The sequence below is a fragment of the Paenibacillus harenae genome (genome assembly GCF_030812415.1).
Lineage (GTDB): Bacteria > Bacillota > Bacilli > Paenibacillales > Paenibacillaceae > Pristimantibacillus > Pristimantibacillus harenae_A.
The window spans coordinates 515,144-527,687 of the sequence record NZ_JAUSST010000002.1; the positions used below are offsets into that span (position 1 = coordinate 515,144).

Consider the following 12,544-nt stretch of genomic DNA (forward strand, 5'->3'; position numbering starts at 1 on the left):
ATTAGGCATAAGTTGTCATTAGTATGGCCTTTTCAACAAAGATTAATAAGATGGCGCACAAAAAAGAGTGCGGACAAGCCCGATCGAGATAGAAGGCATGTAAGCGGAGTTCATAAAGGAAATTCGAGGAAAATAAGAGTGTGAATCAACATATGGTATAGTATAATGAATATAATACACAATATATTGTGATTGTTGGCGAGGGTTGGCTATTCGGAATGGGAAAAGGATGGAGTATGGGAGGAGACTGAGACGGCGATGGGTACAGAACAGGGAACCAAGCTGGAGGGGCTTAGCGAGAAAATATTTTTGGATCGTTACGCATGGAAGCATGCCGATTCCAGGCAAGTCAAAGTCGGCGATACGGTGCTCGTCTTGACGAAGGACGATTCGAAGTTTCCGACTAAGCAAGTCGGGGAAGTTACGGAGCTGTCCAGCGCCGGCGCGCGAGTGCAGCTTCGGAGCGGCGAGGTTGTCGATACGACAACCGCGAAGCTGTCGCTTACGATTGAGAAAACGCCGGAGGAGATGTGGGATCGGCTGGCTAAGGCAATGGCTTCGGCGGAGCTGACGGAGGATAAGCGCGGGGAGTGGCAGGAGCGTTTTCGGTATATTTTAGACGATTGGAAGTTAGTCCCGGGAGGCAGAATCGCTGCCGGAGCAGGCGCGAGCGAGGAACTGACTCTATTTAACTGTTACGTGATCCCATCCCCGAAGGACAGCAGGGGCGGCATTATGAAGTCGCTCTCGGAGATGACCGAAATTATGGCCCGCGGCGGTGGCGTCGGCATGAATCTGTCCTCGCTCCGCCCGCGTCGTTCGATCGTCGCCGGCGTCAACGGCGCATCCAGCGGGTCTGTCTCTTGGGGCGGATTGTTCAGTTATACGACGGGGTTGATCGAGCAAGGCGGTTCAAGAAGAGGCGCCTTAATGCTAATGATTAACGACTGGCATCCTGATGTGATGGAGTTCATTACGGTCAAGCAAACGATGGGGCAGGTGACGAATGCCAATCTGTCGGTGTGCGTCAGCAATGCATTCATGCACGCGGTAAAAGAAGACCTCGATTGGGAGCTCGTATTTCCCGATACGAGGGAAGAGGGTTATGACGAGCTGTGGACAGGCGATCTGGAAGCGTGGCGCAAGTCGGGCAAGAAAGTGATTCCCTATAAAACGGTTCGCGCTCGCGATATATGGCAGACGATCATCGAGTCGGCATGGAAGTCGGCGGAGCCGGGCGTCGTCTTCATGGAGTATTACAATCAAATGTCGAACAGCTGGTATTTTAATCCGATAATCAGTACGAATCCCTGCGGTGAACAAGGACTTCCAGCGTGGGGCGTCTGCAACCTCTCGGCGGTCAATTTGTCGAGATTCTACGATGAAGAGAAGCATGACGTCGCATGGGATGAGCTGGCGAAGGTGACGCGGTGGTCGGTTCGTTTTCTCGATAATGTCATTGAAACGACGCCGTACCATTTCGAGGAGAATGAACGAAATCAGAAGCTGGAACGTCGAATTGGGCTTGGTACGATGGGACTTGCTGAATTGATGATCAAGCTGCGCATCCGATACGGCAGCCCTGAATCGCTTGCGTTCCTTGATAAGCTGTATGCCTTTATGGCGAGAGAGTCCTACCTCGCTTCGGCAGAAATTGCGGGAGAGAAAGGATCGTTCAAAGCGTTCAAAGCAGATCCGTTCCTGCAAAGCGGATTCATGCGCAATATAACGGAGCGGTATCCGGAGGTTGGGCAAGCGATTAGGGATAACGGCATGCGCAACGTTACGGTCTTGACGCAAGCGCCGACGGGCAGTACCGGAACGATGGTCGGCACTTCGACGGGCATTGAACCGTACTTCGCCTTCGAGTATTACCGCCAAAGCCGACTCGGCCACGATAAACAATTTGTGCCGATTGCCGCGCAGTGGAAGGAAGAGCATCCGGGAGAAGAACTCCCCGACTATTTCGTAACGTCGATGAGTTTGTCCGCGGAGGATCATATTCGCGTACAGGCAGCGATTCAGCGTTGGGTAGATAGCTCGATCTCGAAGACGGCGAATTGCCCGGCCGACTTCACCGTGGAAGAGACGGCGCGGCTGTATGAACTGGCCTTCGAGCTTGGCTGCAAGGGCGTAACGATCTACCGCGATGGTAGTCGAGACGTGCAGGTGCTTTCAACCAAGAAGGAAGAAGACAAGCAAGTTCCTGCGGCGATCGAGACAATGCCAGACGAAGAGATTGCGCCACAGGTAGAAGAAACGAAAGAAACGCAATCGATCAAGGCAGGACAGGTACTGGATAAGGAATACAAACGTCGGCCTCAAGTATTGAAGGGTGCAACCTATAAAGTCAACACACCGTTCGGCATGGCTTACATTACGATCAACGATTTGAACGGATCGCCAGCCGAGATTTTCCTGAACGTCGGCAAAGCAGGGTCGGACGTATTCGCTATGGCGGAAGCGCTTGGCCGCGTCTGCTCGCTGTTCCTTCGTTACGGCGATCATGGCAACAAATCGAAGCTGCTTATTAAGCATTTGAAAGGGATCGGCGGATCGGGTGCAATCGGGTTTGGCGTGAATCGGGTGGAGTCGATTGCCGATGCGGTGGCAAAGGCGCTGGAGATTCATACGGAGGGCGCAGAGGAGTACGCGGCTGCGGTGGAAGCACCGACTATCCAAGCGGACAATCCGCATGCAGATCATCATGCCGATACTTCACGCGACTTATGTCCGTCATGCGGCTCGGCAACGCTAATTAATATCGAAGGCTGCAAGCAATGCAGTACGTGTGGTTACAGCAAGTGTAATTGAGTAAGTTGCAGAGCTAGAGACAGGCAGGCAGCATTTCAGGGCAAACCTGACAACGAATGTGGAAGAGGCCGCGAACCATATCGACATGGTCGTGGCCTTCATCTTCATTCGTTTTTTTCTTTGTTCAATTGCCATAACGCAAGCAATTATTTCTCCGTCTTAATCGAAATGACTCGATTTTCTTCGTCCCATTCGACCGATGCGCCTAGGCCTTCGCTTATAAAACGAAGCGGAACCATTGTCTTGCCCCTGACTACCAACGGCGGAGCCGTTAATGTCGTGTTTTGCCCGTTTATTGACGCGGCTGTCGTTCTGATTTTGAGTTTGATCTTATTCCGATCGTTCCATATTGTAATATCGCCGTTATCATATTGGACTTGACCGCCCATTTCCTCAATCACTCCTCGCAGCGGAACGAAAGAAACCCCTTTAATGACGATCGGGTTTGTCGTCAGCTTAGCCTCTGAATCGTTAAGGTTAAGCGTGATCGCTTTCCAGACGGGTCTAAGATGAGGCTCCGTCGCCATCTTATTTGTTAGATTCGCGTATTTATTATAATCGGGATCATTGATCATTTCATTTCCGGTAATCGAAGTGATCCTGCCGTAAGAGTGTACGGTGCCATTCAATAGTAACAATAAAGTCGAATAATTGAAGTCTATTTGCTTCAATTCATTTGGTTTTATAACTAAACCAATCTTTTGGATAGCAGCCGCATCGTTAAATTTGACAGTATCTCCAGTCGTTTTTATGACGGCGCAGCTAGAATGCCCGCAGCTAAAAGTTAGGACATCTATCATGACTTGCTTGATCTTTAATGTTTTTTGAACCTCCCAGAGTGTGCCGTCGTCCTTGGTCACATAGATTCGGTTGGACATATCATCGATTTCCGTTACTGGAAAATCAAAGAGCTTTACGGGTTCCCATTTGGATACGACGTTATCGATAATATCGAAATAACTGCTTAACACACCCCATGCCCACGTTATTCCGGCCTCGTCCGTTGCAGCCGAGAAGCCATCGCCCGCATAGATGGACTTTATATTTTGAAGACCCGGCACCATCATAGGCGTAGTAGCCTTAGCAATGGATTGCTTCCATTCGGATCTTCCGAGCTTGCCCAAGTTTGCATCTCCCCAGGACCAAACCGTGCCATCCGACTTTAAGGCAAGGACATGATAAGAACCGGCTTGGATATCAACAACGTTAGTCAGCGCTTTGATTTGTGTTGGTTTAACGAAGTCTTCAATGCCGGATATGGAGTTTAATGTCCCGTTGCCCTGCAACCCCGTTGCTTGACCCCACACCCAGACCGTCCCGTCCTTTTTCAGCGCAAAGCTATTGGTATCACTGGTTTCGATTTTTTGAGCATCCTGTAATACGGGAACAGCGGCAGTTTTATAGCCTGTTGTCCCGTCGCCTACTTGACCGGAGAAATTATCGCCCCATGCCCATACAACGCCGTTCTGATCCAAAGCTAACGCGTGGGTGTCTCCAAAAGACGACGTACTGATCTGTACAATGTCGTTCAAGTATCTGGTATTGGCTTCCGTTCCGGCATATAGATTCGTTGGAAAAATCATAAGGGTTGCAAGAACAGCAGCAAGAAACAGCTTCGGTTTTTTAAAGTAGTTATTCATCAGAGTCCCCCTCTACATATTAGGCAATATTTGTAAGACGTCTGCTGGCATAGAAAAGTTGCGACTAAATAAGAGACGGCATGACCTAATACAGAACCAAGGAGCAGTATGCTTAAAGGATTTTTGAGTTTCCACTATAAGTGTTTTCCGTAAAGGTTGCGCTTTCATTCGTGCACTCTTAATATTGAATATGAAATAATTAATTCATATAACGATTAATATATTTATTTATTCTACTAGAGGAGGAGGAGCGCTATTGTTCGGACATTTTCGCAAAATAAGCCTTATTAAGCAAATCGTATATTTGATCCTCATTATGCTTATTATTTTGCTCATTTCATTCATCGTCTCCAACTCGATCGCGAAGAGCACCGTCGAGCTGAAGGTGACGGAATCGGCTACGAAAATCATGCTTCAGGTCGAGGAAACAATAACAAGCTTCTATAAAGATATGGATGGGATCTCATACTCGCTGCTGTACAGTCCGACGATCCAGTCGTATTTGGGAACAAATGAAATATTGTCCCGCATTCTGATGAACAATGACATTGCCTCGCAATTTTCCAGTACGCTTGCTCTTAAGGAAAACATACGAGGCATCCAAATTTACGATAACGAAAGCAAAATGATCGCGAGCGAAGGAAGATCGATTGAACCGCTTGCCGTTAGCCGAGTGTCTGATATCCGCTATTCCGGAATTATGAGAAACGCATCGGGTGGCCTGTACTATACGATTGCCGTACCGATCTATAATTTGCAGAACAACTACGTGCTCAAGGATTACCGCGGCATGTCGCTGTTCATTATGGACGTTTCGAACTTCGATACGATACTGAATAAGTCGAAGATTACGCCAAACGCAAAGATGATGCTGCTAGACCATGCCAATAAAATCATATCAAGCACGAATGTCGAGAGAGTCATAACGGACTTCGACACCGAAGCTTGGCGCAAGGACAGCCGTTATATCGTCCAAGAAATCACATTATCGTATACCGGCTGGAAGATCGTTAGCGTAATTCCGAAGGACGAGCTGCTGCAGGATCTGGATACGGTGAAGCAGCTCAATGTCGCGACGTACGTCATTATATTCTCGATTTTCTGCTTGTTCCTGCTCATCTTCTACGGGCGAATATTGAAGCCGGTAAAGTCGCTTCTCGATTTCGTCAAGTCATATGCGAAGAGCGGGGGGCACAGACGGTTCAACATCGTCTATCATAACGAAATCGGCGTGCTTGCCGACAACTTGAACAAAATGCTGGATGATATCGATATGCTCAGCAGCGATGTCCAGATTGCCCAGAAGCAAATGTATGAAGCTGAAATCGTAAAGAAACAAATGGAAATCGCAGCCTACCGCAATCAGATTAATCCGCACTTTCTGTATAACACGCTGGAGTGCATTCGTGCGATGGCGTTCTATTACAAGGCTGATGATATTGCGGACATCTCCGCATCGCTGTCGAATATGTTCCGCTATTCGGTTAAAGGAGACAATATCGTCACGGTACAGGATGAGATTGCCCATCTTAAGGAATATGCGGCGATTATCGACTTTCGGTTCAGGGGGAAAATTCAGGTTGTCATTCAAGCGGATGAAACTTTGCTTGCCGAACAAACGTTGAAGATGCTGCTTCAGCCGATCGTCGAGAACGCGGTATTCCACGGTCTGGAGAGAAAGATCGACCCGGGAAAGGTAACGGTTATTATAAGTCGTACATCCGGCAACCGAATTCGTCTGTCGATCAGTGACGACGGTTTAGGAATGAACGTGGATAAGCTGAAGGAGCTGAAAGCTTGTTTGCATCAATTCGAGGAGCCGGGCTTCATGATGAATACCGGGGACAAAGGCATTGGTCTTGCTAATATTTACCGCAGAATGAAGCTGTTTTACGGTGATCAGGCGGATATGGAAATCGAAAGCGACTTGAATACAGGAACGACGGTAAGCATCGCTTTCTTGGCGGATAAGCTGCTGTTGGAAACGGGGGACGCCGCACATGCATAACGTATTAATCGTCGACGATGAGCCTTGGGTAGCTTATGGCATAACGCATGTTATCGATTGGAACAGTCTCGGGTACAACGTCATCGGGGAAGCGCATGACGGCCTAACCGCCTTGCGGATCATTCAAGAGAAGAAGCCGGAGCTCATTATTTCCGATATCCGCATGCCCGGATTGGACGGCATTGAACTATTGGAGCGGATCAACCTTTTGCAGTTGGAGACGAAGGTCATTCTGATTAGCGGCTATGCCGACTTCGAATATGCGCAGAGGGCGCTGCGGCTCGGCGCTTTCGATTACCTGCTTAAGCAGGTCGACAAGGAGAAGCTGACGGAATCGGTGGCACGGCTATCCGAGCTGCTGGAACAAGAGCGCCGGGCGGGCTTAAGAACAGACCAATTTCTCGATGAATTGTTCGAATGGCTCGAGCCGGACAATACGATGACGATCGGCCGTATTTTGGCGAATAAAGGGGTAGAGACGCCATATCCCGATTACCGTTTGCTAAGCTGCCTCTATTCGCCGCAATCGCAGGCTGCGAGCTTCTCGAAGGAGGGGTTATACGAGCGTGAAGGGGTAATCGCCGTCAAAGTCCGCACCGGTCAGCATAAGCTATCGATTCTGCTTAATTACGACGAGAGCGAGTACCCGCTGCATTTCTTGAATCATATATCCGATTATTTGCTGAACGCCCAGTATACCGGAATTAGCAGTCTCGGCCAAGTATCCACGCCTATCGCAAGGCTCTATCAAGAGTCCGACATCGCGGCATGCACCGCTGCCATGCACCAAGGTGCCCAGATCATTTCGTACAAGCAGGGCGACCTGTCTCCGGACATACGCAAGGTGATGCTGAATCTCGAAGTAAGCATCAAGGAGCAAGCCCGCGATGGGATCTTCGGTTTGCTGGACCGTTTATGCGCGGCATGCAGGGAGCAAAGTCTGTACATCGACCAGATCGCGATGATCTACAATCAGATCGTATCGATTATTTATAAATATCATGGCGGCTCAACGCGAATCGCCGAGATCGAGCATCTTCACTATGAGCATATTGCCCGTTATTACAGCTCTGCCGAGAGTCTCTTCGATCGGATCAAATCATTCTTCGGTCTGCTGACGGAGGAAGAGGTTCATATTCATAACGTACAGGTCGAGAAAATGCTTGAATATATCGACAGCCGTTATACCGAAGATCTATTGCTTAGCGCCATCGCCAAGCATTTCAAGATCAGCATCGGCTACTTAAGCACGCTCATCAAGAAAGAGACGGGCATGACGTATTCGGACTATATCATGAATAAAAGATTAAGCATGGCCAAAGATTTGCTCGGCGATGCCTCGTTATCGATACATGATATCGTTCACCGTGTCGGGTACAAAGATTATTTTCATTTCAACAAGCTGTTCAAGAAACAATTCGGCATTACGCCTAGCAAATATCGCAAGCTTTAACGAATCTGCGAACGGAACACCAAAACTGCGAACTCGGAACATGTAACGGCCGCAAGCCGAACGATATGATTAAGATGTTCGAACAAACAGATTTTTAAATATGGGAGGTCGTTTTCTATCATGAAAGGGAAATTCGTGCTCATCGCGTTAGTAGTGGTTTCAATGCTGTTCGCAGGCTGCTCTAACAGCAATAATGAAACCGCTAACAATCCGAATGGCGAAAGCAAAGGCAATGCAACAAACGACGGAGGAGCGGTCACGCCTTCAAAAGCGGTATGGTTCTCTACGATTGACTTCTGGAATCCGCCGACAACATGGAGCACCGATCCGAAAACGGTTCAAGGCGCTATTACGGAGAAAACAGGATTGACATTCGAATTCAACATTCCGGCTCAGGACGGCGATACGAAGCTGAATCTGATGCTTGTATCCGGCAGCGATTTTCCGGACGTCATTACGGTCACGAACGACGTCGTCGCGAAGAAATTGATCGAAGCGGATAAAGTATGGGAGCTGGATGAGTTTCTGAAACAATACGATCCGGAATCCCATCTGCTTACTGATTTCCCGGCCGACGTGAAGGAAACGATTAATCAGCGCGATGGCGGCTTCTACGCTTATCCGAGCCATATTAGTTCCGAAGATGCGAGAGCGGTTTATCCGCCAACGGGCCAATTTTATGTCGATTTGGTTGAATACGGCTCCAATGGCGGGATGCTCGTCAATGAGAAGCTATTGACCGAAGCGGGACTTACGCTTGACGATATCAGGACCGAATCCGGCTTGCTCGCGGCTTACCAGAAGATCAAGGATATGGATTTGAAAGTCGACGGCGCGCCTGTCATTCCGCTTCTCGTAGACGGCAAAGGCTTCCAAGGACCGACACTCGGATTCTTGCAAGATACGTTCGGCGCGATGCCGGTGGACAAGGAAGGCAACTATCGCGACAAGCTGCTTGCTCCCGAAACGAAGGAGGCGCTTAGCTTCCTGTACAAAGCGCAAAAGGGAGGATACTTCGAGCCGGGGCAGATGACGGTTGACAATGCGGCGGTGAAAGCGGATATCGCATCGGGTCGGGTCTTCACGTTCATCGGCAATACGGCAGATACGTCGTTCCAATTGAACGATTATTGGACATCCTCCGGGGCGATCCTGTCGGATGCTGGAACGAAGCCGGTTCTTGGCAAAAACAAGCGGGCTGGCGGCGGCTGGATGAAGACATTCATCTCCAAATCGACCAAAGAACCGGAGAAGCTCGCGAAGTGGCTTAGCTTCATGAGCAGCAAGGAAGGCATGATGCTGCATATTTACGGCTTCGAGGGCGTTCATTATACGCTTGACGGCAACGGCCAGCTCGTGAAGACGGAGCAGGGCTTAAAGGATGCGGAGCAATACATGACAACGGGCGTTAGCGCGTTCTGGCCTTTCCACCATACGACTTTCTCCTACGGCACGCAGCAAGCGCCAACCGAGGAAACCGATAAGCAAGCTGTTACAGCCAACCGCGTTCAGGCGGCGTTCGGCAAATCGGAGGAGACGGAAATATACAACAACAGCGCATTCGCCTTGCCTAGCGATTTGTTCGATGCAAACAGTAAATTCGCGAACGACGAGCTGCAAATCAAGACGTATAAGGAAGCGCAGATTGCTAAGATCATCATGGCGAAAAGCGACGGCGATTTCACCAAGCTGTATGACGAAATGATGGTTCAATTGAAGAAGCTTGGCATTGAGGAGTTGGACAAGGAACGGAATAAATACGTGCAAGAGAAAAACGCGGAGTACGGCGTTAATGTGAAGGGAATCAACTCATAGCCGCTGTTTAATAGGAATGTGGTGTCAAGGCGCGTTTGAAAGCAAGCCGCGCTTTGGCATCGCCAGCGCAGGATGGAGGAAAAAGCGATGTCGTCGCGCAAACAGAAAGGCTTTCGGCTCGGTTACGATTTTTGGACGCAATTCGAACTCAAATTGATGTTAGTGCCTGCCGTACTGCTCATTTTCGTATTTGATTTCTCGCCTTTATTCGGGTTGTTGATCGCTTTCAAAAACTTCGAGCCCATTATGGGCATTAAAGGCATATTCACAAGCGAGTGGAACCATTTTCAACATTTTATACTCGTCTTTCAAAACTTTCAATTTTGGCCGATGGTTAGAAATACGCTTGGCATCAATCTGTTAAGCGCTTTAATCGGCATCCCCGTAACGATGCTGTTCGCTTTATTGCTTAATGAAATCAAGCACCATAAATTCAAGTCGCTCGTTCAAACGGTGACGTATTTACCGCATTTTCTTTCTTGGGTTATTTTCGGCGGCTTATTCATTACGCTGCTTAACTCGGCAGGCATTGTGAACGTCCTGCTCATGGAGCTTCATTTGATCGACAAGCCGATTCAATTTTTGGCCGATCCCAAATACTTTTGGGGTGTCGCGATCGGAACGGGGCTGCTGAAGGATATCGGCTGGGGAGCCATCCTTTATTTGGCCGCAATGGCGGGCGTAGACCAAAGCTTGTACGAAGCTGCCGCGATCGACGGGGCCGGACGCATCAAACGAATGTGGTATATAACAATTCCGGGGATACTGCCGACCCTGATGGTGTTGATCATATTTGCCGTGAGCGGCATGTTGAATAACAACTTTACGCAAATTTTCGTGCTGCAAAATTCGCTGAATTTGCCGACGAGCCAAGTTATCGATACGTACGTCTATCAGACCGGCTTGCTGCAATTCCAATTCGCGTCGGCTACGGCGATCGGTTTATTGAAAACCGTATTTGCGCTGCTGCTGCTCGTTGGCGCGAACGCATTGTCGAGGAAATTGACAAAAACAGGATTGTTCTGAGGAGAGAACTACATGGTTGGAGGAAAAACGGCAGGAGAACGCATATTCAATCTAACAACCGTCGCGATAATGATCATCCTGATGGTTGTCACCTTATATCCGTTTTGGTTTTCGTTAATAAGCTCGTTGAACAGCGGCGCCGATCTGGCCCGAGGTCCCGTCTTTCTGATGCCGCGGGAATTTACGTTTGGCAGTTGGACGGCGGTTTTGTCCGATCCCGGCATCATGAAGGCGCTCTGGATTACCGCTTCCCGCACATTGATCGTAACTGCCGTATCTATCTTTTACACGGCGATGTTCGCGTACGCCTTTTCCAGATCGTATTTGAGAGGGAAGAAGTTTTACGTCGTAATCGGGTTTATAAGCATGTACTTCAGCGGCGGCATCATTCCTTCCTTCATGCTGATGAATTGGCTCGGGCTGTACGATCATTATCTCGTTTATATTTTGCCAGCGCTGTTCGGCGGCTTCTGGAACGTTATTATATTCAACGCCAATTACAAGGCGCTTCCCGAGGCTCTGTTCGAATCGGCCAAGATGGACGGCGCCAGCGAGTTCCGTATTTTCCTGCAGATCGTCATTCCGCTCTCGAAGCCGGTGCTTGCCGCGCTGGGCGTATTCACGGCGGTCGGCGTCTGGAACGACTACGGGACGACGCTTTACTTCACGCAATCGAATGATTTGCAGACGCTGCAATATATGATTCTTAGATTAATTCAATCCAACCGCGCGGTCGAAAATATGATGAGCATGCAGGGCACGAATCTTGCCGTTTCCTCGCTGCTTAACGGTACGCAAGGCCAAGGGCCGGTTACGGCCCAGACCATCGAGCTTGCGGCAATGGTCATCGCTTCGATTCCGATGATCATTATGTACCCGTTCGCGCAGAAGTTTTTCGTCAAAGGCGTTCTTGTGGGCTCTGTCAAAGGTTAAACGATTCGGTTCGGAGGAGCGTCACGTTGTTGCGGGCGATCGGTATATACGACGATACTCGGTCGGCGTCAAGCGTACGCTCTTCTTGAACTGCCTCATAAAGTGAACCTCGTTGTCATATCCGCAAAGCTCGGCGATCGTCTTCACGTCGTGAGGAGAGTTTTCCAGCAGATAGAGCGCATATTCCAGCCGGTTGTGAATGACGTCATTGATGACGGACACGCCGAATATTTCTTTGTACAGCTGTTGAAAATGCGATCGGCTCATATTCATGCTTGCCGCCAGCTCATTGACCGAATACGAAACGGAGGGCGTATTGTAAATCATGTTTCGAAGGTTAATGAATTGGCCGTAATGCTTGCTGATATGATGGTTGGAATCGATGCGGCTGCGCATTTCGCTTAGCTTCATGAGCAGACAGCGCACCGTGGCCTCCATAATCTCTCGTTTGTAAGGACCGTTATGGATATGCTCGCTTTGGAGCTCGCTCACTTTCCTGGAAATATAAAAAGGATCATGAGCCGTCATGATCGTGTCAAGCGGCAGCTGAAGCTGCTCGCAAAGCTCGTCCATTTCATCGGAATCGAAGTGGAACCAGTCATGAACCATCGGCTGCTCGATGACCCTATAGTATTGCTTGCTGCCTTTACTAAATAGGATATAGCTGTTTTGCTCGGTAACGATTCGTTTTCCTTGCGATTCGATTTCCATTTTGCTGCGGAACAGGAGAAACAAATAATCGCCGGACCCTTCCGGCCGGTCGACGACAAACCCTTCTTCATGCATGACATTGTAACCGCATCGCTTGATTTGAATCAAAATGATCCCTCCGTTATAAACTGGACAATAAATCAG

Annotated in this window: 8 protein-coding genes; 6 read left to right on the forward strand and 2 right to left on the reverse strand. The window is 49.0% G+C overall.

All coding sequences use genetic code 11. From position 1 onward, the window contains the following. Window positions 1-258: 258 nt before the first annotated feature. Window positions 259-2,814, forward strand: a complete 2,556-nt coding sequence (locus J2T14_RS07215; protein WP_307469319.1) for an adenosylcobalamin-dependent ribonucleoside-diphosphate reductase — start codon at window positions 259-261, stop codon at window positions 2,812-2,814. A gap of 146 nt (window positions 2,815-2,960) precedes the next feature. Here the strand turns inward: J2T14_RS07215 and J2T14_RS07220 are convergent, their stop codons facing one another. Continuing rightward, entirely contained in the window at window positions 2,961-4,454 is a 1,494-nt protein-coding gene (locus J2T14_RS07220; protein ID WP_307469321.1) for a stalk domain-containing protein, read from the reverse strand. Between the two features lie 256 nt (window positions 4,455-4,710). Between J2T14_RS07220 and J2T14_RS07225 the strand changes: the two genes are divergently transcribed. The 5 genes from J2T14_RS07225 to J2T14_RS07245 all read left to right on the forward strand — a co-directional run bounded on the left by J2T14_RS07225 (window position 4,711) and on the right by J2T14_RS07245 (window position 11,689). Continuing rightward, the gene (locus J2T14_RS07225; RefSeq protein ID WP_307469323.1) at window positions 4,711-6,462 is read left to right on the forward strand and encodes a sensor histidine kinase; all 1,752 of its coding nucleotides are present in this window, start codon (window positions 4,711-4,713) and stop codon (window positions 6,460-6,462) included. Beyond that, window positions 6,455-7,915 (forward strand): response regulator, encoded by a 1,461-nt coding sequence (locus J2T14_RS07230; RefSeq protein WP_307469326.1) that lies wholly within the window; start codon window positions 6,455-6,457, stop codon window positions 7,913-7,915. Before J2T14_RS07225 ends, J2T14_RS07230 begins: the two co-directional genes overlap by 8 nt. A gap of 120 nt (window positions 7,916-8,035) precedes the next feature. After that, window positions 8,036-9,730 (forward strand): hypothetical protein, encoded by a 1,695-nt coding sequence (locus tag J2T14_RS07235; protein WP_307469329.1) that lies wholly within the window; start codon window positions 8,036-8,038, stop codon window positions 9,728-9,730. Between the two features lie 87 nt (window positions 9,731-9,817). Then, window positions 9,818-10,756 (forward strand): ABC transporter permease, encoded by a 939-nt coding sequence (locus tag J2T14_RS07240; protein WP_307469331.1) that lies wholly within the window; start codon window positions 9,818-9,820, stop codon window positions 10,754-10,756. Window positions 10,757-10,768: 12 nt separating this feature from the next. Then, window positions 10,769-11,689 (forward strand): carbohydrate ABC transporter permease, encoded by a 921-nt coding sequence (locus J2T14_RS07245; RefSeq protein WP_307469332.1) that lies wholly within the window; start codon window positions 10,769-10,771, stop codon window positions 11,687-11,689. A 21-nt stretch (window positions 11,690-11,710) separates the two neighbouring features. Here J2T14_RS07245 and J2T14_RS07250 read toward each other — a convergent pair whose 3' ends face one another. Beyond that, window positions 11,711-12,508 carry an AraC family transcriptional regulator gene (locus tag J2T14_RS07250; protein WP_307469333.1) on the reverse strand — a complete coding sequence of 266 codons (798 nt, stop codon included), beginning with the start codon at window positions 12,506-12,508 and terminating at the stop codon, window positions 11,711-11,713. Window positions 12,509-12,544 lie beyond the last annotated feature (36 nt).